Below are 23593 nucleotides of genomic sequence, written 5' to 3' on the forward strand. Positions count from 1 at the left end.
GACTAAAAAATTTATACTATAGATATTCGTTATATTAAGATTGTGTAAATACCCCCTTGATTTTTGTCTGTGAAATTTCGATATCGAGAATAACAAATCTTATGAAGGAATGGAATTTTTATGTCTAATGAAAAAAACAAATTTACTGACGCTTCATTTGAAAACTGTGATTTAAAAGATCCAGCTGATCGCGATGCACTTAAAAAAGCAGCTGATGAGTTTTTAAAAACGCGTGAAACAGAGACTCGCGCAGAGATTGAAGAGGAAAAAAATGAGTTTGTTGATCCGTTGGTTGCTTTGCAGGATGAAAATCAACAGCTAAAAGATCAACTTTTACGTCTTGCTGCAGACATGGAAAACCTTCGACGTCGTACTGCACGTGATGTGGCAGATGCGAAGGCTTATTCAATTGCTAATTTTGCACGTGATATGTTATCTGTTTCTGATAACCTCAATCGTGCTTTGGAGGCTATTCCGGAAGGGGCAAAGGAGAATGATGTTGGTTTAAAAACATTAGCTGAGGGTGTAGAAATGACTGAGCGTGCAATGATAGCAGCGTTAGAACGTCACGGAGTGCAGAAAATTCATCCAGAAGGACAAAAATTTGATCCTCACTTTCATCAAGCGATGTTTGAAATCCCGAATACCGATGTACCAGATAATACTGTTCAGCAAGTTGTTCAGGCAGGTTATGTTATTGGTGACCGTGTATTACGTCCAGCTATAGTAGGAGTAGCCAAGGGAGGGATGAAAGAGTCTACTGTTGAATCTGATCCAGTTTGATACATCTAGTAAAAATGCCCCCGCGCAAAAATATGATATCACACACAATTGTCCCATTTTTGTGAAGCATTTTATAAAAAAGAGCTCTAGACAGTAATAAAACACTCTTTTACTTTTGAAGTGACCAACTTCCTTTCAAAATATACGGAGCATCGCTTGAGGGGGATGGCGATAACAATAAAACGAAATGATCGACTTTGAAAGAAGGAAATGAAAAATTATTTTGAGAAGATATGTAAGAAGGAAGATCTTCCGGCTTAATATTGAGCAGTCGCGCAATAGTAATATGCGGAATAAACTGTTTTTCATCAGGTGTTAAGCTCAAGCTGTTCCGAATACATTGCATCTTTTCGTGTAAAAGATTGAGAGTTTCACAAGGTTCAATAAGAACAACAAGAGAATGTGGAGCGTTTTTTGAACCAAAGACTTCAAAACCCTTTGTTTTTAGCACAAAAGGAGGGATCTTTATTGTATCAAAGGCGCACATAAGTTCATCTGCTACTGAACTTTTAACTTCACCAAAAAAAGATAAAGTAACATGAAAATTTTGTGATTTGATCCACTGCGCGTTCGGTAAGCCCTTTTGCAGCGATATGAGTGTTTCAGTTGTTTTTTGAGGAATCTGAAGAGCACTAAATAAACGGCACATATTATCTCCTTAAAGTTGAAAAAATGCCATAGCAAATGCAATGGCAAATAATAAAGAAATGTACCAATAATAAGTTGATTATGTAGAAAAATAATGTCTAAAAAGTGTTATAATGAAGAGTTGAATTCATAAAGCTTTATTAAGCTTAAAAAAAAGAATGGTTATGTTGAAAACAAAAATCGTATTAATGTGTGTTTCATTGTAAAGATATGCAGTAAAGGGGAGATATTTGTGCTTTCATTTATAACACTACAAATCCAGCTATAAGATAAGGAAAGTTGATGGATTTGTAATTTTGGGATCATTTTTACATTTTTTAAAATAGCTTAAAAGTTAACATATCCAATAAAGAATGAATGTTTCTCTTTTTGTAAATATTTCAGCATACATGTTAAGTAGTATAACACCTAGAATACATAACAAACATTTAAATCGACCAAATGTAGTTTGAAACAAAAACAAAAATAAATCATTGTGCACAACACAACTGTCTAGCAAACATTTGCGCCTACGATAACTGTAACACAAATCCATAACGGATATGAATATTAGTACTTTTAAGAAGAAAGCAAGGAAGCGAATCAAAATAATAATGACGAGAGTTTTTGCTTATTTTAGGGATGATCATACCTTTTGAAGATAAGAAACTTTAATTCTCTTCTCCAAATTTATTATTTATGAGCTTTTCAAGAGCATCGAGAGCATCAGTTGCTTCTGGTCCCCAAACGCGAATAGTGAGGTTACAACCAGAGGAGGCTGCTAACATCATAAGTCCCATAATTGATGAACCGCCAACAATTTTCCCATCTTTTTCAACTTCAACAATTGCATTAAAATTATCAACAGTTTGAACAAATTTTGCAGAAGCACGTGCATGCAATCCACGTTTATTACAAATATTGAAATGACGACTTAGTTTAGATGGAAGAGGGTCTTTAAAAAGCATAAGTGATTAATTATCCGCTATAAAATTATACTGGTACATTAATATATTTACGTCCTGCTTCTTGCGCTATTCTTAAAGCTTCTGATAATGAAATATCAGGGCATTGGCGAATAGAGATCAGTTTAATGAGCATCGGAAGATTAACACCTGCAATCATTTCAACACGTCCTTTTTCAATAGCAGGAATAGCCATATTTGATGGTGTTCCACCAAACACGTCTGTTAGTATAATCACGCCATGGTTTGTATCTGTAGAGGAAACCGCAGCTATAATATCACCTCGGCGTTGATCTATGTCATCATCAGGGTAGACACATATTGTTGCGAACTTTTCTTGTGTTCCAACAACATGTTCTACTGCATGTAGAAATTCAATAGCCAACTCACCGTGCGTTACAAGCACGAGACCAATCATTTACACGAACTCCTGTTAACTAAAGATCCGACCATATTGGTGGGAAGCATATTTTACAAAGCTTTGTTCTTCTGCCAAGAAAAATTTGCAAAAAAAGGCAAAAATAATGATTTTTTTATATTTAGAAAAAAATTAAACTGATTTATGCCATATTTTTCTAAAAAAGAATGCTTCAATAGCCTGACAAATGGCTGTACAATCGGCTTCATGAAGGCTAGGAAGTTTTAAAAGAGGGATATGTAGATCTGCAAATTGGAAAGTTTGATTTGTGGAAAAGCGTTCATATTCAGGGCCGAGAAGAATGACACAATCGATAGCCGTTTGCTTTTCAAATTCTATCATATAAAGGCCAACACCACGAATCTCAATACCACCTTGTAAACCTTCTGGAGTGTATCCGTATAGTTTTCCATCTTGCACTCGGAGCATTGTGTAATCATCACTGATAAGTTTCGCTTCACGTTTTGACCACTCAGCGCGATCGAGCAAAGAAAGGGTAAGAGTTGATTTACCTGATCCTGATGGGCCTATAATCAATAGCCCTCTTCCTCCCAATTGAAGGCAATTTGCGTGGAGTATTTCATTTTTTGTTTTCATGCCTTTTGCTTTGGGTAAATAATTTATTTAGCGAAGGGAAGCATAATAATAAAACGAGCACCAGTTTTACTATTTCCAAATTCAGGGTCAACAATATTTTCAGCTTTGATTGTCCCATTATGAGCTTCAATGATTTGCCGACTAATAGAAAGGCCGAGTCCTGAGTTTTGACCAAAAGCATCTTCGTTTGGTCGATCCGTATAGAAGCGTTCAAAAATGCGTTCAATATTCTCTGAACGAATACCAGGGCCATTATCTTCAATGGTTAAAATGAGGGTTGAAGCATGACTTTTCATGGTTATATAAATTTTACCGTTATCATGGGGAACAAAAGAACGTGCGTTTTCAAGGAGATTGGAAATAACTTGTCCTAAACGGAGTTCATGTCCTAACACAAGATAGGCTTTCCCATGAGAACGTGGGACAATATTGAGATTTATATCAATGGTTTGTGTATTTCGGTATACTTCCTGTACAGCGTGAACAAGACTCTCCAAAAGCTGTTTCATATCAACAATCTGTGCAGTTTCACGAGCAAGCTCTGCATCGAGCCGTGAAGCATCAGAAATATCAGTAATCAAACGGTCAAGACGACGTACATCATGTTGAATAATTTCAAACAATTGTTCTTGTGCTTCTTCATTTTTAGCCAGTGGGAGCGTTTCAACAGCACTTCGTAATGAGGTAAGTGGATTTTTTAATTCATGGCTTACATCAGCAGCAAAACGTTCAATAGCTTCAATACGCATATAAAGAGCATTGGTCATGTCACGAATAGAGGTCGAAAGGTGACCAATTTCATCTTCACGCATTGAAAAATCAGGAATTTCTATGCGCTTATTATGGCCTTTACGTACACGGTTGGCAGAAGCAGATAATTTGCTTAGTGGATGCGCAATCGTATGAGCTAAAAATAGAGACAGTACAAAAAGCACACTACCTACAACGGCAAAGACTTTAAAGATGACCAATCTTTCGCCTTTTACAATGTCATCAATATCTGAACCAGTGGTTGAAAGAAGAAGCGCTCCCACTACTGCACGATAACGTTGAACAGGGACAGCAACAGAAACGATTAATTGACCTTGTCTATTACGTCGTTTAGCGGTAGCAAGAGATCCATTTAATGCTCGATAAACTTCTGGATAAGCAATACCACTGTTCTTTGCTTTTTCTCTATCAATAGTAATACCCTTGTCATAAAATACGCTTGAAAACCATAAAGAGAAGCGTTCCCATATGTTTTGTTTAATTTTTAACGGGGGTAAATCATAGCTAAAAACTTCGCCACTAGAATAAAGAACACGCGAATCAAGAAGTAAAGTAGCATCCCGATCATAAATACGTGCCCTTGTTGTTTTGGGTGTGATAAGACGTCGTAAAAGAGGGGCAACTTGTTCAGGGTTAATGGGAAAGTCCCAAGAATCGGTTGATTGCGGAGCAGGTGTAACACTTTCTCCAGCTTGTAATTCTAGAAGTTTTTGCGGATCAATGAGGATGGAATTCGTATCTATTGTTGCAGAAGCAGCAATAGCGCCAGCGATAATTTTTCCTTGGGTGCATAGACTTTTTATTTTCGCTTCAATTAAACCATCGCGAAATTGATTAAGATATAAAATGCCTGTAACCAGAACAGCAAGAGCAGCAATATTTAATATAACAATGCGGCGTGTAAGACTAGAAAAAAGCAATTGTCTAAGAAGACGCTGTATCCTGAGATGCAAATGGGCAAACATGGGAAATGGCGTTGATGGGATACCATTTTGTGACGTTTTTTGCAGAGTTTCCAGTTGAATATTTTTTGTCATCGATTTGATCGCCGTTCAAACTTTTGCGACAAAATAGTTTCATACCTCGTGAAAACGATAGCCTACACCATAAAGTGTTTCAATCATTGCAAAATCATCATCCACTTGTTTAAACTTTTTACGCAGACGTTTAATGTGACTATCAATGGTGCGGTCATCTACATAGACTTGATCACTATAAGCGGCATCCATCAAAGCATCACGACTTTTTACCACTCCTGGCCTTTGTGCTAAGGTCTGTAGAATCAAAAATTCTGTAACAGTTAAGATAACAGGTTTATCTTTCCATGTACAGGTGTGGCGCTCTTGATCCATCACCAGATCTCCTCGCTTAAGAGAAGAAGTGGGAGAAGTTCCTGTTGCAATTGGTTGGTTACGTGCATTAGAACGACGCAAAATAGCTTTCACGCGTTCTATGAGAAGACGTTGAGAGAAAGGTTTTGTAATAAAATCATCTGCTCCCATTTTGAGACCAAACAGTTCATCAATTTCATCATCCTTAGAGGTAAGAAAAATAACAGGAATATCAGATTTTTGACGCAATCGACGCAAAAGTTCCATTCCATCCATTCGGGGCATTTTAATATCAAAAATAGCTAAATGTGGGGGATGGAGTGTTAGACCTTTGAGTGCAGATGCTCCATCTGTATAGCTTTCAACCCGATAGCCTTCTGTCTCAAGCGCAAAAGATAAAGATGTCAAAATATTGCGATCATCATCAACAAGTACAATCGTTTGCGTGATTGTTGGTGTATCTTTCATGGCTCCTTAGACCTTTCTATTGCTGTGGTAGCAAACTATCCACGCTATTTATATGGGAGTTCACATTTTTTTTGCAAAACAAATGTGGTACAAATTATAGCAAAGTAAACCCCCTTTCATTTTTACGATAAAAGCTTGTTTTATCTTTGCAATTTCATAATGCTTTTATGCATGTAAAGATCCCTTCGTTTAAAAGAAAATTTTCATAGAGATGTTTTTTATCAAAGTTTATTATTGTTTTTGTCCCAGAATTGAACAGGTTTGTTTTTAATTGTTGAAGTTTAGAAAAACCGCCTATCTGTTTTTAAGAGCAAAGAAAAGGGTGTAGTGATATATGCGCAAAAAATTTGCTTCCACTGCACGAAAGGAGACCATAATGGGATTTTTTAATTTTATTAAAACGGTTGGCGAAAAGCTTGGTGTTGGAGATTATGAGCCAAAAGAAAAAGATTTTAAGGCTGCATTTGATAGTTTTCAACTTGACACAGAAAAAGTAAATATCCAGATTGAAAATGATAAAGCTATTTTAAGTGGTGAAGTTCCAAATAGAGAAACACTTGAAAAAGCACTTTTGGTAGTTGGTAATGCGCAAGGTATCTCTTCTGTTGATATTGATCAATTAAAGATTGCTGATACTGTACCTACAAAAGCTTCTCGCTTTTATGAGGTTAAATCGGGTGATAATCTTTGGAAAATTGCTGAAGAAGTTTATGGAAAAGGGCAAGGTGATAAAAATACATTTATTTTTGAAGCTAATAAGCCAATGTTAAAATCTCCCGATAAAATTTATCCTGGACAAGTTTTGCGTATTCCTGAAATTAATTGCACTTAAAAACAGAAAAATTTTTATTTCTTTACAGTATATTTTACAGCATTAAACAAAAGAAGAGTAGATATTTTTTCTACGCTTCTTACTTTAATGGAGTGGTGGTAAAAGAATTTAGTGAGTAGGGGCTGATTGGGAAGGTGATTTTCTTCTCATAGCGTTTACAGAAAAGAAAATATTAATAGTTCCAGCTTTTTCAAACGTCAATTTTGCCTTAATTTTGTCACCTGGTTTGAATGGTTGTGAAAGCCCTATGAACATAATATGATCACCACCGGGTTTAAGGGTAATTTCACCATTGCCGGGAATTTCAATGCCTTGGTGCATTTTGTCCATTTTCATAATATCATTAACAACGGCCATAGAGTGAATTTCTGTTGTCTGTACCCCTTTTGTTGAAACGGAAACCAAACGATCTGGGATATTACTGTGATTAATGATGTAGAGATAACCGCTAGCAACTTTTATACCTTTAGGTGTTTCGCGCGTCCAAGGATGAAGGATTTCTATATCTCCTACTTTATATTGGTGTGCGGCTGCAGGTAGGGTTATGCAAGTAAAGAGAAAAGCTCTTAGGAGATTTCTGACAACCTTTTTGACTGGATGATATTGTGCGTAAGTTGTATATTTAGATACAAGTTTTTTTGTTTTCTCGATAATTGATATTATCATTGATTCACCCTCCTGCATTAGATTCATTTTTGAATAATTCTTGTCGTATTTAGCAGAGTTTTTATTAAAAATAAAAGAGAGAATTGCTAAAGTTATATGAACGAGGCAAGAATAAATAGATTTTTTATTTTAACGATACATTTAAAGGCGAAAGAATATTCTTAACTATATTAAAAATTTAATATGTAGATTAAAGAGAAGAAGATGTTGAGTGTATGCAAAGCAGAGCCTTTAATAGCAGTTAATAATTAGGAGCCTAGAAGTAGAGTTGTTAAGAATAGATCGACAGATAATATTCTCACAAACAGTGTATTTAATAATATGAGGTTTAACGCTATAGATTAGGTGATGTAAAAAACATCAGCATTTGTTTATCGTATAAAGAATGTTTATTATAAAGGTTTGATTAAGGCAGATTGTGATATTTTGGGTATAGAATATTTACTTCTGAGTGATATTTCAAAAAGTTTTCCTACCAGAATCTTATATAACTATGAGAATTTAAGGGAAAATTCGTAATTATTGTTTTCAATTTTAAAGGTTGGTACGATTTGGTATGATTATAAGAATCGTAAGAAAGATATGCTTATGACGCTATTAGTAAAGAAGGCGTTTGCACATGAGTAGCATGCCTACTTTATTAAAGAAAAATTTTATTTTGCGAATGTTTCTCTCATTACTCTCTTGTAGCAGTAAAAGCCTATTCTTATATACAAAACAGAAAGGCTTGTTGAGACTTGTGGTTTATTGTTTGTGTAACTTGAAGTGAGGTACAGGCTTTGAGTGTTATGAGGAGCTGTCTTAGAAAGATGCTTGATGAAGGTTGAAGTAGCTTGCTGAAATGGAGATTATAATATGGCAAAAGTAATTGGAATTGATTTGGGGACAACTAACTCTTGTGTCGCTGTCATGGATGGCAAAAACGCAAAGGTTATTGAAAATTCAGAAGGAGCGCGTACAACACCTTCGGTTGTTGCCTTTACCGATGGGGGGGAGCGACTTGTTGGACAACCTGCTAAACGGCAAGCGGTAACAAACCCTGAAGGAACGGTTTTTGCAGTTAAACGATTGATTGGCCGCCGTTTTGATGATCCGATGGTTGAAAAAGATAAAGCGCTTGTGCCTTATAAGATTATTAAAGGCGATAATGGTGATGCGTGGGTTGAAGAGGCAGGTAAGAAATATTCTCCGTCACAAATTTCAGCTATGATTTTGCAAAAGATGAAAGAAACTGCCGAGTCTTATCTTGGTGAAAAAGTTGAGCAAGCCGTTATTACTGTTCCTGCGTATTTCAATGATGCACAACGTCAGGCTACTAAAGATGCAGGTAAAATTGCTGGATTAGAGGTTTTGCGGATTATCAATGAGCCAACAGCTGCTGCTTTAGCGTATGGTTTGGATAAAAAAGACGGAAAAACTATTGCTGTTTACGATCTTGGTGGTGGTACATTTGATATTTCTGTGCTTGAAATTGGAGATGGCGTTTTTGAAGTTAAGTCGACCAATGGAGATACTTTTTTAGGGGGTGAAGATTTTGACATGCGCTTGGTCGGTTATTTTGCCGATGAATTCAAGAAAGAACAAGGAATTGATCTAAAAAATGATAAGCTAGCATTGCAACGTTTAAAAGAAGCAGCAGAAAAAGCAAAGATTGAGCTTTCTTCTTCACAACAAACGGAAATCAATTTGCCATTTATTACAGCTGATCAATCTGGTCCCAAGCATTTAACGATGAAATTGACTCGTGCAAAATTTGAATCTCTCGTTGACGATTTGGTTCAGCGCACTATCGAGCCTTGTAAAGCTGCATTGAAGGATGCAGGGCTGAAAGCTGGTGAGATTGACGAAGTTGTTTTAGTGGGTGGTATGACACGTATGCCCAAGATTCAAGAAGTTGTGCAAAGCTTTTTCGGCAAGGATCCACATAAGGGCGTTAATCCCGATGAAGTTGTAGCAATGGGGGCGGCCATCCAAGGAGGTGTATTACAGGGCGATGTGAAAGACGTATTGCTCTTGGATGTGACACCTTTGTCTTTGGGGATTGAAACATTGGGTGGGGTTTTCACACGTCTCATCGAACGCAATACCACTATCCCAACTAAAAAATCACAAGTTTTTTCAACAGCTGATGATAATCAGAGTGCTGTAACTATTCGTGTTTTTCAAGGCGAACGTGAAATGGCGAATGATAACAAGTTATTGGCTCAATTTGATCTTGTTGGTATTCCACCAGCACCACGTGGTATGCCTCAGATTGAGGTTACTTTTGATATTGATGCGAATGGTATTGTCAATGTTTCGGCTAAAGATAAAGGAACCGGTAAAGAACATCAAATTCGTATTCAGGCATCAGGTGGTTTAAGTGATGCTGACATTGAAAAAATGGTCAAAGATGCAGAAGAGCATGCAGCTGAAGACAAAAAACGCCGTAAAGGTGTTGAAGCTAAAAATCAAGCGGAAGCTCTTATCCATTCAACTGAGAAATCGTTGACTGAATATGGCGATAAAATATCAGCAGAAGATAAAGGCCAGATTGAAACTGCAATGTCTGATTTAAAGTCTGCACTTGAAGGCACGGATACTGAAGAAATAACAGCAAAAATGCAGAAATTGGCAGAAGTTAGTATAAAGCTTGGCCAGGCTATGTATGAAGCTTCACAGACAGCAACAGACAATACTGAAACAGATACAAAGGATGATGATGTGGTCGATGCTGATTTTGAAGAAATTAATGATAAGAAGAAATAGTGGAAGCAAATGTATTGATCACTTGATAAACCCGGCCTTTGAAATAGAAGGCTGGGCTTTATTATTTAGGATGAGTTGTAACTTTTTTGCTAAAAATATAAATTGAAAGTAAATATTATCCATGAAAATGGATACAAAAAATTTATCAGGAATACATGATGAAAGTAGATTATTATGAAATTCTTGGCGTGACTCGCGAATGTGATGATAAAAAGTTGAAATCTGCTTTTCGTAAGTTGGCAATGCAATATCATCCTGATCGCAACGCAGGAGATAAAGAGGCTGAACGGAAATTTAAAGAAATTGGCGAAGCTTATGAAGTTCTGAAAGATCCTCAAAAGCGTGCTGCTTATGATAGATTCGGTCACGCGGCTTTTGAAAATAGTGGACGAGAGGGAGCAAATCCCTTTAGTGGTTTTGCTGCGGGTGGTGGATTCGCTGATATTTTTGAAGATTTTTTTGGTGAAATCATGGGAGGGATGCACCGTAAGCGCAATGATGGTCGTGAGCGTGGTGCTGATCTGAGTTATAATATGGAAGTGACGTTGGAAGAAGCATTTTCAGGAAAAAACGCACAAATTAATATTCCTAGTTCCGTTACTTGTGATGTTTGTGAAGGATCAGGAACGAAAAAAGGCTCTAAACCACAAGTTTGTAGATCGTGTCATGGAGCTGGTCGGGTGCGTGCTGCACAAGGTTTCTTTTCTATTGAACGAACATGTCCTACATGTCATGGACGTGGTGAAACGATTACAGATCCATGCTCAAAATGTCAGGGAACAAGACGGGTGGAGAAAACACGTTCATTAAGTGTGAATATTCCAGCTGGTATTGAAGATGGTACCCGTATTCGTCTTTCTGGTGAGGGAGAAGCTGGCATTCGTGGTGGTCCTAGTGGCGATCTTTATATTTTTCTTTCCATTAAACCGCATGAGTTTTTTCAGAGAGAAGGGGCAGATCTTCATTGTCGCGTTCCTATTTCGATGGTTACAGCTGCTTTAGGAGGTGAATTTGAGGTTTCTGATCTTGATGGTGTCAAAGCGCGTGTTAAGGTTCCAGAAGGTACACAAAGTGGACGACAGTTTCGCCTTAAAGGAAAAGGAATGCCTATGTTGCGTCGTCAGCAAGTAAGGGGTGATCTGTATATTCATATCACTATTGAAACACCACAGAAATTAACACAAGAGCAACGCGAATTATTACAAAAATTTGCAGAACTTTCAAACCATGAGAATTCCCCACAGTCTCATGGTTTTTTTTCACGTATGAAAGAATTTTTTGAAAATATTTCAGGACAAAGTTGATGCATGGGTGTCAGAATTAATTGTGAGAAGAGTATGGTTGAATGATTATGTTCATTAAATTTTTTATTACATCACAATCTGTAAAAGGATTAGGGCCCTCCTACTTAAAGAAAGAAGAATTTCTTTTAGCTGTTTTAAGATGAGTTTCTGTTATAGGGTGATTTTTGCATTTCATTTCATAGCTCTATGGGTAAGTATTATGTCAAGGGTCTCTGAGGTTTGCAAAAGAGCTTATCCATGTGATAAAAAATGCTGAGTTACTGAGAACATTTCCAATATTACTATAGCTGCACTTTAGGCATGAGAGTTTTTTGTGATTTTTTTAGTTTGTAATCAAGCTGTCATTTAAATTGTATATTTGTACAATCGTTTGATTAAAAATAAAATTTGATAAGATTGTAAATGCACAAAGCTAAGGCCTAACATGGATTTTAATAGTATGCTTTAATATACTATCAATGATTATTGATATAGGTGAGTTACAGAGAACTTTGCATTCGAGTTAGCAAATATATTGTTGTATATTCAAGGATATCTGAGATGATAGAAGTGGATTGAAATTTTCCTTGTGCACTCTGTTATGCTTAATTTTGTTATATGAAAAAATTATAAGCCTGCATAAATTTATAATTTGAGGATTGTAATAATGTTTCAAACACCTCATTTAGATTGTTTTTTGAATATGAATGCTTATAAATGAAAAGATTGTGTCCTCTTGTAAACTAACAGAAAGAGTGATTTTCATTTTGGATATTTTAATCTTAAGGAATAGTTTTTACGATTAATTTTTACCTTTTATTGAATCGAATAAGTGTTGAAGAAGTTGAGATAGAATTTAGTTACTACTTATGAGGAGAATCCTGCTATTCTTTGAATGAACAGATGGTTTATGAATAAGGAAAAAAATTAAATTTGGTGATATAGATTTGATTTAAATAGTTTATGCTAACTATGCTGATTTTGTTTATTTCGTAAATAGAGTAAATAAAGAATAATTCTTATATCATATGAGTAACTCAAAGAATAAGTATATTTATCATTTACTTTTTTTCATACTTTTTAAGTTATTATAAGAACTTTCTATATAAAACAAATTGTTTTTTCATAAAAAAAGGAAAGTACAATTTTATTCTTGATTAATTTAATAGAGCTACCTTCATGTGATGATAAGGTAAAGTTTATGAAGAGGTATTTGAGTCTCTTCAAAGAAATTTGAATAGTTTGATCAGAGTAGAATGCTAAATCATGCTAGAGGTTTTCTGATATGACACTGTAAATATGCCAATACTATCTCATTTATTTCCAATGGTACGATTGCAATAGCATTTTAGGGATTAAGAAGAGACATTCTTAGTCCTTTTTTAAAAGGTGTTATCCATAGACCAATTCTACTTATAATGGCAAGCAAACGTTTTTTATTGATTCATCATAAATGGGTTTGAAACGGTGAGGATATTTTTATACTTGGTACTCTCTTTTAAGGTTCAAAATAGCAAATTATCATTATAAATCAATATATTGTAATTCTCCGTAATATGTATAGGAGTGGATCATTCAATTAATATTTTTAATTTTCAGTTATTGAAAAAAGACACTTTTTAAAGTCAAGGTTATATAGTTCACTTAGATAGAATATATCTCTATGGGGGAATCTGATATTGGGAAATATTGGGATATGTCGGTGTCTATATTCATTGTTAAAAATTCCATTATAGGGTAAAATCAGTAAATTGGATGTGAAGCATGACTTGAAAGTTCTTCTAAACTCTGCTGCCATATTTTATAAATAAAATATGGGACAATAATGTTTTTTATACTTATTTTGTTCAATTTTTTGATGCCAATTCTTTTTAAGAAAGCTGTTTTTGATTCGTTCCATTATCACTTTTATCGTAATTTAAAGAAAAATTGACAATATTTAGGGGGGATAGATAAAGTAAAATTTATTTTCACTTTTTCTAAACTCCACTAAAAGAGAAGATAAACAGTAATGAGGAGACTCTTTTAATGGATGATATTAAAAACAATGCTGCAGATGTTTTTGAAAAACAAGCCGCATTTTTGTCGTCTGCTTTACCCTATATGCAAAAATATGAAAATGAAACAGTTGTTGTAAAATATGGCGGTCATGCTATGGGTGATCCTGCTTTAGGGCGAGCATTTGCGCGTGATATTGCTCTGTTGAAGCAATCAGGCATTAACCCTGTTGTTGTTCATGGAGGAGGTCCTCAAATTGCTGAAATTTTGTTGAAAATGGGGATTGAATCACGGTTTGAAAATGGTTTACGCGTAACTGATGAACGGATCGTCGAAGTTGTTGAAATGGTTTTAGCGGGTTCCATAAACAAGGAAATTGTTGCTCTCATCAACGCTGAAGGTGAATGGGCAATAGGGCTGTGTGGCAAGGACGGCAATATGGTTTTTGCTGAAAAGGCTTATAAAACTGTAATTGATCCGGATTCGCATATTGAACGTGTTTTAGATTTGGGATTTGTTGGTGAACCTATTGAAGTTGACCGTAGATTGTTGGATCTTTTGGCATGTTCTGAAATGATTCCAGTTCTTGCTCCTGTGGCTCCAGGCCGCGATGGCAAAACCTATAATATTAATGCTGATGTTTTTGCTGGAGCTATTGCTGGTGCATTAGAGGCCAAACGTCTTTTATTTTTAACAGATGTTCCTGGTGTTTTAGATAAACAGGGTAAACTTTTCAAGGAATTGACGATTTCTGAAGCTGAAAACCTTATCAAAAATGCTACAATTTCAGATGGTATGATCCCAAAAGTAGAGACTTGTATAAAAGCTCTTCAAAATGGTGTGGAAGGTGTTGTCATTTTAAACGGCAAAACTCCCCATTCTGTCTTGCTAGAACTGTTTACTGAACAGGGAATTGGAACGCTTATTGTTTCATAAGGTATGTGAAGAATTGGAGGAAAAGACCTTTCATGACTAATATAAAACAGTTGAAATATTCTTTATTAAGAAAGCCGGAATTAGCATTATTTGTTGCGACAATATTGTGGGGTATTACATTTTTAGTGATTCACATTGCGGTACGCTATAGCGGTCCTCTTTTTTTTGTTGGATTTCGTTTTATTATTGCATCGCTTATCTGTGGGGCAATTTTTGGGCGCTCTATGAAAGGTATAACTGTTTATGAAATTTTTGCTGGGATGGCTATTGGTTTAGGAATGTTTTTGGGCTACGCTTTACAAGCTACGGGGCTTCAAACAATTATTAGTAGTCAATCGGCTTTTATCACGGCGCTTTATGTTCCGATGGTTCCAATACTGCAATGGATTGTTTTTAGAAAACCACCCCGTTTAGCCTGTTGGGTTGGTATTATTTTTGCTTTTCTTGGGCTTCTATTTATTTCTGGACAAAAACCAGGAAGTTTTGATTTTTCAAAAGGTGAAATTTTGACTTTATTGGGTGCTTTAGCGATTGCTGGAGAAGTTATACTCATTGGGGTTTTTGCTAACAAGGTTGATAGCCGGCGCGTAACGATTATACAGTTATTTTTTAGTGGTATTTTTTCATTTTTTTGTATGCCTTTAATGGGTGAAAGTATTCCTGAATTTTCATGGATATGGTTGAATATCGGTATAGGATTAGCATTAATGAGTGCTATCATTCAATTGGCAATGAATTGGGCACAACAATCTATTTCACCTACGCGTGCAACACTTATTTACGCAGGCGAACCTCTATGGGCTGGTATTGTTGGGCGTTTGGCTGGTGAACGTTTATCTCCTTTAGCTTTATTGGGTGGTTTGCTTATTTTGATTGGGATCGTGGTAGCTGAATTACAACCTTCACAATGGCGGAGGAAAGTTAAGATATCTGAAAAAATTGATTAATTTTTTCTCTTTTGTCATGATTTCATTTCATGCTATTTCCATCTAAAGAGTTTTTATTTTTCTATTTCTTTAAAGAAATTAAGTATGGTCTTTATGTTTTTTCACCTTTAAAGCAAGGTATTACTTTATAAGAATAATCCATCTTTTTGCATGTTGAACAAGAGATCCAGTAACGTACAATTCTCGCATTTCAAACCTCTTTATGTTGAATCAATCAAAATCATTTGCTTGCACGTCAAAAGCAGGAATAACGTATGGATAAAACTATTGAAGGAAGAAAGGAGTAAAATGTTTCTTATGAATTTTCTAAAGGCAGGGGCTATCAAGAATATTGAGAGCTGATCAAAGTAATGATGATACCGGTTGGCACCTTCATAAATGTAAAGATGGTGGTGTCCAATGGCTTTTACATTATACTATCCACGAGCACCATCATGAGATGGGCTTGGGAATATTATGAGCTTGTTTCTTTAAAATAAGTGAATGAATTCGCAACACAATGATATTCTATGTTTTGTGAGTGGCGTGCCCCTATTAAAGAAAGAAGGAAAGAAAGCTTTTAATAATGTGTGAACTTTTTAAAAAAATATTGCGCAAGAGAGCATATTTCTAAAATTTTCGCAGTTACAAAGATCATCTGCTCCAATATGAGACTTTTATTGTATAAGGGTAATAAAAGGGTTATTGTGTACAAAGATAAAACAATACTCCTTGTGAATTTTATCACAAGTCTAAGCTATATATGCATTTCTAATAATGTACAGCATATGAATGGTAAGATCAATGAATATGAAAAAGTTAAGAGCATTTTGGTATTTTGAACCAGTTGTATAAAATTTAGCAAACAAAAGCCTCATTTTTTAAGTTATGATGAAGTCATGTTTTAAGAAGCTCTTTTTTATATTCTTTTGAAAGGCTTTCGAAGAAGCATAATTGGTCTTTGCCTTTTGTGCTATTCTTTGCTAAATCGCCCATATGACAGTAGATCGTAATTATATCCGTAATTTTTCTATAGTGGCGCATATTGACCATGGAAAATCGACTTTAGCTGACCGTTTGATTCAAATGACAGGAGGGCTTGATATCCGCGAGATGAAAGAGCAAGTGCTCGATTCCATGGATATTGAACGCGAACGTGGAATTACCATTAAGGCACAAACGGTACGTTTACACTATAAAGCAAAAGATGGTGAAACCTATATTTTAAATCTTATCGATACACCTGGTCATGTGGATTTTGCTTATGAAGTTTCACGGTCATTAGCAGCTTGTGAAGGTTCGCTATTAGTAGTGGATGCGAGCCAAGGTGTAGAAGCGCAGACGTTGGCGAATGTTTACCAGGCTATTGATAATTCTCATGAGTTGGTTGTTGTGCTCAATAAGGTCGATCTTCCTGCGGCAGAACCTGAGCGTGTAAAAGAACAAATTGAAGATGTGATAGGCATCGATACATCTCAGGCAGTGGAAATATCAGCAAAGACAGGTCTAGGTATTTCTGATGTTTTAGAAGCAATTGTTACACAATTGCCACCTCCACATACTGGTAACAGTAATAAACCTTTAAAGGCGATGTTGGTTGATAGCTGGTATGATGCATATCTCGGTGTGATCGTTTTGGTGCGGGTAATTGATGGTGTGTTGAAAAAGGGTCAAACTATTCGCATGATGGGGACTGGGGCAAAGTATCCAGTTGAACGGGTAGGAGTTTTTACTCCAAAAATGATCCAAGTGGATGAATTAGGTCCTGGAGAGATTGGTTTTATAACGGCCTCTATCAAAGAAGTTGCTGATACACGGGTTGGTGATACCATTACGGAGGAGCGCCGTCCTTGTGAAGAGGCTTTGTTGGGTTTCAAACCGGCACAACCAGTTGTCTTTTGTGGACTTTTTCCCATTGATGCAGCTGATTTTGAAGATTTGCGTGCAGCCATGAGCAAATTGCGTTTAAATGATGCAAGCTTTTCATTTGAAATGGAAATGTCAGCAGCTTTGGGATTTGGTTTTCGTTGTGGCTTTTTAGGATTACTTCATCTTGAAATTATTCAAGAGCGATTGGAGCGAGAATTTAATTTGGATTTAATCGCGACAGCACCTTCGGTTGTTTATCGCATGAATATGAATGATGGTTCTGTCAAAGAACTACATAATCCAGCAGATATGCCTGATATGGTAAAAATTTCTTCTATCGAAGAACCATGGATCCAGGCTACAATAATGACTCCTGATAATTATCTCGGTTCAATTTTAGAACTTTGCCAAGAACGACGGGGGATACAGGTTAGTTTGTCCTATGTTGGGACGCGTGCCATGGTGATATACGATTTGCCACTGAACGAAGTGGTTTTTGATTTTTATGACCGTTTAAAATCAATCTCAAAGGGTTATGCTTCTTTCGATTATCAAATGACAAATTATGTGGAAGGCGATTTAGTTAAAATGTCTATTTTGGTGAATGGAGAATCTATTGATGCATTGTCTATGCTTGTACATCGCACTATTGCGGAAAAGCGCGGACGTTCTATGTGCGAAAAACTGAAGGATCTTATTCCTCAGCATATGTTTCAGATTCCGATTCAAGCAGCAATTGGTGGTAAAATCATTGCACGCGAAACAATTCGTGCTTTGCGTAAAGACGTAACAGCTAAATGTTATGGAGGCGATATCACGCGTAAACGCAAACTTTTAGAAAAGCAAAAAGAAGGCAAAAAGCGGATGCGCCAATTTGGAAAAGTAGAGATTCCACAGTCAGCTTTTATCCAAGCGCTTAAAATGAGTAAATAAGAAAAATTGTTCCTTCATTAATTTCATTCTTATATTTTGCTTATTTGCTAAGTTTTTGAAAAATATCTTTTTAGTCGCGCAATAGATCATTAATAGATGTTTTTTCCCGTGTTTTTTGATCAACGCGTTTTACTATGACAGCACAATAAAGATGAGGACCTGGTGCACCATTTGGTAATGGTTTACCAGGGAGAGAACCTGGAACAACAACAGAATAGGGAGGTACTTCACCTATAAAAATTTCTCCTGTTGTGCGGTCAATAATTTTGGTGGATTTTCCAATAAACACTCCCATACCTAAAACAGAACCTTCACGGATAATACAACCTTCAACGATTTCAGAACGTGCACCGATAAAGCAATGATCTTCAATGATAGTTGGATTTGCTTGCAGTGGTTCTAAAACACCTCCGATTCCAACTCCACCAGAAAGGTGAACATATTTTCCGATTTGTGCACAAGAACCGACAGTTGTCCATGTGTCAACCATTGTCCCTTCATCGACAAAAGCACCAAGATTAATAAAGGATGGCATTAATATAACATTGGGTGCAATATAGGCAGAATGGCGCACAATCGCTCCCGGAACGGAACGGAAATTAGCTTTTTTAAAATCAGCTTCTTGCCAACCGGAAAATTTGGAAGAGACTTTGTCCCACCAATATGATTCATTAACACCACCAGAAATGATGCGCATGGGATTGAGGCGGAAAGACAAAAGAACAGCTTTTTTCAACCATTGATGAACATGCCATTGTTCATTTTTTTGTCGTTCCGCAACACGGATTTCGCCTTTATCAAGAAGGTTTAATGCATATTCGACACTTTCACGAATTTCACCCTTTGTGCTAGTATTGATAGAATTGCGGTCGTCAAATGCTTTTTCAATAATCATTTCAAGTTGTGTAAGATGAGTCATGATCAGAGTTCCGTTAAACAAGTTGAAAGCTTCAAGATTTATTACTTTATGAACTACGCGAAGAAATATGTTCAGTCAATGAAACGATGAGGAAACAGGATAAGTATATGAAAAAAGATTATAAAAAAAAAAGGGAAGAAGAGCAAAAAAAGTTAACCTCTGTTCTCTGTGCGAAGGGTGCTTTACAACAGGTAAAAAAAGTTTCTTATTCAGCACAAGTGCGTTCGCCTACTTATCGTTTAGCTTATATTGATCAAGATTTTATAATGCGTCCTGAATTACGTTCACAGCGTATTGGTCTTGAGTTTTTAAAACCGGAAATAGCTCTTCAGGAGTGTAATATTCAATCGACTGTTGTTTTATTTGGTGGTGCACGTATTCCTGAATCTAGGAAAGCAGCATGGGCAGAAAAAAGTGAAATACAAAAAAACAATTTGCTTTCTATGTCCCATTATTACAATGATGCGAGAGAATTTGCCCGTTTATGCTCACATTATTCTGCCACGACTGAATATCGTGAATTCGTAGTTGTTACAGGGGGAGGACCAGGAATAATGGAAGCAGGAAACCGTGGTGCTGCTGATATTGGAGCACCGACGATTGGGTTGAATGTTGTTTTACCACACGAGCAAGAGCCAAATCCTTATGTAACACCACATTTGTGTTTTAATTTTCATTATTTGGGGGTACGTAAAATGCATTTTTTAATGCGGGCAAAGGCGTTAGCAATTTTTCCTGGAGGCTTCGGAACTTTGGATGAGTTATTTGAGACGTTAACTTTAATGCAAACAGGACGTATGAAAAAAGTTCCAGTTTTAATGTTTGGTAAAGAATTTTGGAACAATGTTGTCAATTTTGATTATTTATCCGCGCAAGGAACAATTTCTCCTTCGGATGTGGATCTTGTAACATTTGTCGATACAGCAGCGGAAGCTTTTGAACAAATTCGTTCCTTTTATAAGCTTCGTTAATCGCTTTTGATGAAATGACTTTTAAAAGATAATTAATAGTCAACTTGTGTTAAATAGAGTCCTGAAGGAGGAGCAACCATACCACAGCGCATACGATCTTTAGCATGGAGAGCTGCTTCAAGATCTTGTATCGTCCAACGTCCAATACCAACTTCCATGAGACTTCCTGTGAATGAACGGATTTGATGATGAAGAAAAGAGCGCGCTTGTGCATAGATGAAAATCTCCTCTCCGTTTCTCTGAACATCGAGGCGTTCAAGGGTGCGAATAGGACTTTTGGCTTGACAGTGGGCTGAACGGAAAGTGGTAAAATCATGTAGTCCTACAAGTTTTTGTGCAGCTTCATGCATAGCTTCAGCATTGAGAGGTTTTGGCAACCACCACACACGTTTGGCGTTTAGAGCTGGTGGTGAGCGGCGGTTGAGGATTTTAAAAAGGTAATGGCGTTTGATTGCAGAAAATCGTGCATCAAAACTATCTGGAACGTTTTCTACATTCAAAATCGAAATATCTTCACCCTCTTTCCGCAAATGAACATTGAGTGCATCACGCACAGTATGCGTCGGCCAGTTTTTTATGAAATCAACATGTGCAACTTGTCCTGTAGCGTGAACACCTGCATCAGTTCTACCAGCTGTCGTTATGGTTAATTGTTGTCCACTAAAATGAAAAATAGCTTGTTCAAGGGCATTTTGTATGGTGCGAAGCCCTACTTGGCGCTGCCAACCAGCATAATTTGTTCCATCATATTCAAGAGTGAGTTTAAAACGTGGCATATCAAAAAACAGAAGAAATACGAGCGCCTCGCAAAAATGTTACGCTATCGAGAATTTTACCACCAGATCTTTGGAGAGAGGTTATTTCTATACGCCCTTGTCCACAATGTATAACCAAAGAATTCGGTTCTATCCAGCAAATTTCAAGAGAAGGGCCTGGCATTAAATGACTTGCAAGAATTTTTACGCGTTCTTCTCGACCGTTGATATTCATGTTGCACCAACAACCAGGAAAAGGAGAGAGAGCACGAATATGCCTATGGATAAATTCTGCAGGTTTTGTCCAATCAATACGTGTTTCTTCTTTTTTGATTTTGAAGGCATAGGTTATTTTTTCTCCTGATTGTGGGGTAAGTTTAAGTTGGCCTTTTTCAAGAACCGATAAAGTTTCTATCATAAGTTCTGCACCTATCTGTGAAAGTTTGGTTGAAAGTTCACCAGCGGTGGTGTGATCAGTAATGGCGATGGAATGGGATAAAGCGATAGGCCCCGTATCAAGCCCTTCATCCATTTTCATAATCATGACTCCCGTTTCCCTATCACCAGCCATAATTGCACGCTGAATAGGAGCAGCACCACGCCAGCGTGGTAGTAATGAAGCGTGGGCATTGAAACAACCAAAACGCGGAGCTTCGAGAATAGCTTTCGGTAAGAGTAATCCATAAGCGACAACAATAGCAGCATCAACAGAAAGTGCTGCAAATTGAGCTTGTTGTTCGGCTGTTTTGAGTGTTTGAGGCGTGAATACGGGAATGGATTTTGCCTTTGCTGCATTTTGAACAGGTGAGGGGATCAGTTTAAGACCACGACGTCCTGCTGGGCGAGGAGGTTGGCTGTAAACAGCTACAATATCGTGGCCAGCATCCAATAAAGCATGTAAAATAGGAACAGAAAAATCCGGTGTTCCCATAAAACTTAATCGTAGTGCCATTACAAAATTGTTTCCTGAGCATTTTTTTCTTTTATTCGTGCTCGTTTTTTGAATTTTCGTATCACCATATCACGTTTAATCTTTGAAATGTGATCAATAAAAAGGCGACCATTTAAATGATCGATTTCGTGTTGTAAGCAAGTAGCTAGGAGGTGATCTGCTTCAATTTCTGTTTGTTTTCCTTCACGATCTCTATAGCAAACACAGAGACGTTTAGGACGTTCAACTTCTGCATAATATTCAGGAATAGAAAGGCAACCTTCTTTGCAAATATTATGCTCATTTGAAAGCCATAAAATTTCAGGATTAATAATAACAAGCGGATTTTTTTGAGCATCATTTCCGGAGACATCTATGACTAACATGCGTAGTGGTATACCAATCTGAATAGCAGCAAGACCTACACCTTTGGCATCATACATCGTGTCTAACATATCATCAGCGAGCTTCTGTAGAGCTGTATCGATATGCTCAACAGGTTTGGATACTTCCCGTAAAATCGGATCAGGTAAAGTAACTAACGGTTTAATTGGCATAGCTGTAGATTAATCAATGGTTTGTTATGGGTCAATATTGAATAACGAATTCTTGCGTTTTTTTACAAATAAGAGCGTTATACTCATTTTTCCATGTTTGATTCGTTTTTTTCTTTCATGCTCTTTGATGAGTTTTTTGCTAAACTGATGGTTCTGCTTTTTCTTATATTCGTCTGCTTAGCATTTTTTATGCTTATACGATCTTATCGAAAAAAGGAATTTTTGGAAAGTAAAATTGCTGAACATGCTCGTGAGTCACAAATGCAAATGGCTATATTGCTAAAAACACAAGCTGAAATGCAAGGACGGATGCAGACTATGGCAGAAATTTTTGGTCAAAGACAAGCTGAATTGAATAAATCTATCAGTGAACAACTTAATGGGATGACAACCAATTTGGGTCAAACCATCCAGGTGCAAACCAAATCTACTTATGAAAATTTGACTCGTTTGCAAGAGCGCTTAGCGGTGATCGACGCGGCACAGAATAATATTCAATCGCTTGCGGGGCAGGTTGTTCAGTTGCAGGCCATTTTAAACAATAAGCAGACACGTGGTACTTTTGGTCAGGGACGGATGGAAGCAATTGTTGCCGATGCTTTACCAGCTAATGCCTATGTATTCCAAGCGACTCTTTCAAATGGAAAGCGACCAGATTGTCTTATTCATATGCCTAATAAAGCTCCAGCTCTTGTTATTGATGCTAAATTTCCTTTAGAGGCTTGGAATGCGATACATAAGGCAGCTTCACCTCAAGAACGTCAAGAGGCAGAGCGCCAATTTCGTACTGATATGGATGTCCATATTCGCGATATTGCACAAAAATATTTAATTCCTGGAGAAACACATGACACCGCTTTTCTCTTTGTGCCATCAGAATCGATTTTCGCAACAATCTATGAAGATTTTGAGCCACTGGTACAAAAAGCTAATCGGGCACATGTAATTATTGTATCGCCGTCTTTGTTGATGTTATCTATTCAGGTTGTACAAACTATTATGAAAGATGCGCGAATGCGTGAACAAGCACATTTAATCCAATCAGAAGTAGCAAAATTAATGGAAGATTTTGAGCGAATGGATATACGTGTTCGCGCTTTACAGAAGCATTTTTACAAAGTGGGTGAGGATATTGAGGGAATTTTAACATCATCTTCTAAAATTATGAAAAGAGCTAATCGTATTGAAGCTTTTGAATTAAAAGAGGACGATTCTGAACTGGCATCAATTACAACCTCTGTTCAATCGCAAACATTGCGTTTAATTGATGAAGAGTGAATCAAACTACTTAAGACAACAAAGTGTGATC

General features: G+C 36.7%; 20 protein-coding genes. 9 read left to right on the forward strand and 11 right to left on the reverse strand.

Annotation, left to right across the window (positions count from 1 at the left end):
* Nucleotides 1–120: 120 nt before the first annotated feature.
* Nucleotides 121–783, forward strand: coding sequence for a nucleotide exchange factor GrpE (gene grpE / locus HWV54_RS04205; protein WP_005866441.1), 663 nt, complete (start codon nucleotides 121–123; stop codon nucleotides 781–783).
* 109 nt (nucleotides 784–892) lie between these two features.
* Here the strand turns inward: grpE and thpR are convergent, their stop codons facing one another.
* The 6 genes from thpR to HWV54_RS04235 form a co-directional block, all read right to left on the reverse strand.
* The gene (gene thpR, locus HWV54_RS04210; protein ID WP_005866439.1) at nucleotides 893–1432 is read right to left on the reverse strand and encodes an RNA 2',3'-cyclic phosphodiesterase; all 540 of its coding nucleotides are present in this window, start codon (nucleotides 1430–1432) and stop codon (nucleotides 893–895) included.
* A 649-nt stretch (nucleotides 1433–2081) separates the two neighbouring features.
* Nucleotides 2082–2378 (reverse strand): HPr family phosphocarrier protein, encoded by a 297-nt coding sequence (locus HWV54_RS04215; RefSeq protein ID WP_005866437.1) that lies wholly within the window; start codon nucleotides 2376–2378, stop codon nucleotides 2082–2084.
* 25 nt (nucleotides 2379–2403) lie between these two features.
* Nucleotides 2404–2793, reverse strand: a complete 390-nt coding sequence (locus HWV54_RS04220) for a PTS sugar transporter subunit IIA (protein ID WP_005866435.1) — start codon at nucleotides 2791–2793, stop codon at nucleotides 2404–2406.
* Nucleotides 2794–2925: 132 nt separating this feature from the next.
* Entirely contained in the window at nucleotides 2926–3390 is a 465-nt protein-coding gene (locus HWV54_RS04225; protein ID WP_005866433.1) for an HPr kinase/phosphatase C-terminal domain-containing protein, read from the reverse strand.
* 23 nt (nucleotides 3391–3413) lie between these two features.
* Nucleotides 3414–5198, reverse strand: coding sequence for a sensor histidine kinase (locus HWV54_RS04230; RefSeq protein ID WP_005866431.1), 1785 nt, complete (start codon nucleotides 5196–5198; stop codon nucleotides 3414–3416).
* A 39-nt stretch (nucleotides 5199–5237) separates the two neighbouring features.
* The gene (locus HWV54_RS04235; RefSeq protein ID WP_005866429.1) at nucleotides 5238–5960 is read right to left on the reverse strand and encodes a response regulator transcription factor; all 723 of its coding nucleotides are present in this window, start codon (nucleotides 5958–5960) and stop codon (nucleotides 5238–5240) included.
* Between the two features lie 376 nt (nucleotides 5961–6336).
* Between HWV54_RS04235 and lysM the strand changes: the two genes are divergently transcribed.
* Nucleotides 6337–6792 carry a peptidoglycan-binding protein LysM gene (gene lysM / locus HWV54_RS04240; protein WP_005866427.1) on the forward strand — a complete coding sequence of 152 codons (456 nt, stop codon included), beginning with the start codon at nucleotides 6337–6339 and terminating at the stop codon, nucleotides 6790–6792.
* 108 nt (nucleotides 6793–6900) lie between these two features.
* Here the strand turns inward: lysM and HWV54_RS04245 are convergent, their stop codons facing one another.
* Nucleotides 6901–7458 carry a copper chaperone PCu(A)C gene (locus HWV54_RS04245; protein WP_005866425.1) on the reverse strand — a complete coding sequence of 186 codons (558 nt, stop codon included), beginning with the start codon at nucleotides 7456–7458 and terminating at the stop codon, nucleotides 6901–6903.
* Between the two features lie 855 nt (nucleotides 7459–8313).
* On the opposite strand from HWV54_RS04245, the gene dnaK reads away from it, so the two are divergent.
* From dnaK to lepA, 5 genes are all read left to right on the forward strand, one after another.
* The gene (dnaK, locus tag HWV54_RS04250; protein ID WP_005866423.1) at nucleotides 8314–10206 is read left to right on the forward strand and encodes a molecular chaperone DnaK; all 1893 of its coding nucleotides are present in this window, start codon (nucleotides 8314–8316) and stop codon (nucleotides 10204–10206) included.
* A gap of 158 nt (nucleotides 10207–10364) precedes the next feature.
* Nucleotides 10365–11510: a molecular chaperone DnaJ gene (gene dnaJ, locus HWV54_RS04255; protein WP_005866421.1), complete on the forward strand. Its 1146-nt coding sequence runs from the start codon at nucleotides 10365–10367 to the stop codon at nucleotides 11508–11510.
* A gap of 2007 nt (nucleotides 11511–13517) precedes the next feature.
* Nucleotides 13518–14423: an acetylglutamate kinase gene (argB, locus tag HWV54_RS04260; protein WP_005866417.1), complete on the forward strand. Its 906-nt coding sequence runs from the start codon at nucleotides 13518–13520 to the stop codon at nucleotides 14421–14423.
* A 32-nt stretch (nucleotides 14424–14455) separates the two neighbouring features.
* Complete coding sequence (locus HWV54_RS04265; RefSeq protein WP_005866415.1) at nucleotides 14456–15370, forward strand: DMT family transporter; 915 nt, start codon at nucleotides 14456–14458, stop codon at nucleotides 15368–15370.
* Nucleotides 15371–16345: 975 nt separating this feature from the next.
* On the forward strand, nucleotides 16346–18151 hold the full coding sequence (gene lepA / locus HWV54_RS04270) for a translation elongation factor 4 (protein WP_005866413.1): 1806 nt from the start codon (nucleotides 16346–16348) through the stop codon (nucleotides 18149–18151).
* Nucleotides 18152–18221: 70 nt separating this feature from the next.
* On the opposite strand, the gene dapD is transcribed toward lepA, so the two are convergent.
* A complete protein-coding gene (gene dapD / locus HWV54_RS04275; protein WP_005866411.1) occupies nucleotides 18222–19070 on the reverse strand; it encodes a 2,3,4,5-tetrahydropyridine-2,6-dicarboxylate N-succinyltransferase in 849 nt (282 codons plus the stop codon).
* Nucleotides 19071–19177: 107 nt separating this feature from the next.
* On the opposite strand from dapD, the gene HWV54_RS04280 reads away from it, so the two are divergent.
* Complete coding sequence (locus tag HWV54_RS04280; RefSeq protein ID WP_005866409.1) at nucleotides 19178–20041, forward strand: LOG family protein; 864 nt, start codon at nucleotides 19178–19180, stop codon at nucleotides 20039–20041.
* A gap of 32 nt (nucleotides 20042–20073) precedes the next feature.
* On the opposite strand, the gene truA is transcribed toward HWV54_RS04280, so the two are convergent.
* From truA to def, 3 genes are read right to left on the reverse strand one after another with little or no spacing between them, the layout of a single operon-like run.
* Nucleotides 20074–20817 carry a tRNA pseudouridine(38-40) synthase TruA gene (truA, locus tag HWV54_RS04285; RefSeq protein ID WP_005866407.1) on the reverse strand — a complete coding sequence of 248 codons (744 nt, stop codon included), beginning with the start codon at nucleotides 20815–20817 and terminating at the stop codon, nucleotides 20074–20076.
* A gap of 1 nt (nucleotide 20818) precedes the next feature.
* On the reverse strand, nucleotides 20819–21748 hold the full coding sequence (gene fmt, locus HWV54_RS04290) for a methionyl-tRNA formyltransferase (protein WP_005866405.1): 930 nt from the start codon (nucleotides 21746–21748) through the stop codon (nucleotides 20819–20821).
* Nucleotides 21748–22284, reverse strand: a complete 537-nt coding sequence (gene def, locus HWV54_RS04295) for a peptide deformylase (RefSeq protein WP_005866403.1) — start codon at nucleotides 22282–22284, stop codon at nucleotides 21748–21750. Before def ends, fmt begins: the two co-directional genes overlap by 1 nt.
* Nucleotides 22285–22377: 93 nt before the next feature.
* On the opposite strand from def, the gene HWV54_RS04300 reads away from it, so the two are divergent.
* Nucleotides 22378–23562 carry a DNA recombination protein RmuC gene (locus HWV54_RS04300; protein ID WP_005866401.1) on the forward strand — a complete coding sequence of 395 codons (1185 nt, stop codon included), beginning with the start codon at nucleotides 22378–22380 and terminating at the stop codon, nucleotides 23560–23562.
* Nucleotides 23563–23593: the final 31 nt, after the last annotated feature.

The sequence above is a fragment of the Bartonella alsatica genome (assembly GCF_013388295.1).
Taxonomy (GTDB): Bacteria; Pseudomonadota; Alphaproteobacteria; order Rhizobiales; family Rhizobiaceae; genus Bartonella; species Bartonella alsatica.

What these genes read in the sequence shown, in the direction of transcription:
- grpE (WP_005866441.1), top strand. Translation starts at nt 121, where the DNA reads ATGTCTAATGAAAAAAACAAATTTACTGACGCTTCATTTGAAAACTGT.
- thpR (WP_005866439.1), bottom strand. Translation starts at nt 1,432, where the DNA reads ATGTGCCGTTTATTTAGTGCTCTTCAGATTCCTCAAAAAACAACTGAA.
- HWV54_RS04215 (WP_005866437.1), bottom strand. Translation starts at nt 2,378, where the DNA reads ATGCTTTTTAAAGACCCTCTTCCATCTAAACTAAGTCGTCATTTCAAT.
- HWV54_RS04220 (WP_005866435.1), bottom strand. Translation starts at nt 2,793, where the DNA reads ATGATTGGTCTCGTGCTTGTAACGCACGGTGAGTTGGCTATTGAATTT.
- HWV54_RS04225 (WP_005866433.1), bottom strand. Translation starts at nt 3,390, where the DNA reads ATGAAAACAAAAAATGAAATACTCCACGCAAATTGCCTTCAATTGGGA.
- HWV54_RS04230 (WP_005866431.1), bottom strand. Translation starts at nt 5,198, where the DNA reads ATGACAAAAAATATTCAACTGGAAACTCTGCAAAAAACGTCACAAAAT.
- HWV54_RS04235 (WP_005866429.1), bottom strand. Translation starts at nt 5,960, where the DNA reads ATGAAAGATACACCAACAATCACGCAAACGATTGTACTTGTTGATGAT.
- lysM (WP_005866427.1), top strand. Translation starts at nt 6,337, where the DNA reads ATGGGATTTTTTAATTTTATTAAAACGGTTGGCGAAAAGCTTGGTGTT.
- HWV54_RS04245 (WP_005866425.1), bottom strand. Translation starts at nt 7,458, where the DNA reads ATGATAATATCAATTATCGAGAAAACAAAAAAACTTGTATCTAAATAT.
- dnaK (WP_005866423.1), top strand. Translation starts at nt 8,314, where the DNA reads ATGGCAAAAGTAATTGGAATTGATTTGGGGACAACTAACTCTTGTGTC.
- dnaJ (WP_005866421.1), top strand. Translation starts at nt 10,365, where the DNA reads ATGAAAGTAGATTATTATGAAATTCTTGGCGTGACTCGCGAATGTGAT.
- argB (WP_005866417.1), top strand. Translation starts at nt 13,518, where the DNA reads ATGGATGATATTAAAAACAATGCTGCAGATGTTTTTGAAAAACAAGCC.
- HWV54_RS04265 (WP_005866415.1), top strand. Translation starts at nt 14,456, where the DNA reads ATGACTAATATAAAACAGTTGAAATATTCTTTATTAAGAAAGCCGGAA.
- lepA (WP_005866413.1), top strand. Translation starts at nt 16,346, where the DNA reads ATGACAGTAGATCGTAATTATATCCGTAATTTTTCTATAGTGGCGCAT.
- dapD (WP_005866411.1), bottom strand. Translation starts at nt 19,070, where the DNA reads ATGACTCATCTTACACAACTTGAAATGATTATTGAAAAAGCATTTGAC.
- HWV54_RS04280 (WP_005866409.1), top strand. Translation starts at nt 19,178, where the DNA reads ATGAAAAAAGATTATAAAAAAAAAAGGGAAGAAGAGCAAAAAAAGTTA.
- truA (WP_005866407.1), bottom strand. Translation starts at nt 20,817, where the DNA reads ATGCCACGTTTTAAACTCACTCTTGAATATGATGGAACAAATTATGCT.
- fmt (WP_005866405.1), bottom strand. Translation starts at nt 21,748, where the DNA reads ATGGCACTACGATTAAGTTTTATGGGAACACCGGATTTTTCTGTTCCT.
- def (WP_005866403.1), bottom strand. Translation starts at nt 22,284, where the DNA reads ATGCCAATTAAACCGTTAGTTACTTTACCTGATCCGATTTTACGGGAA.
- HWV54_RS04300 (WP_005866401.1), top strand. Translation starts at nt 22,378, where the DNA reads ATGTTTGATTCGTTTTTTTCTTTCATGCTCTTTGATGAGTTTTTTGCT.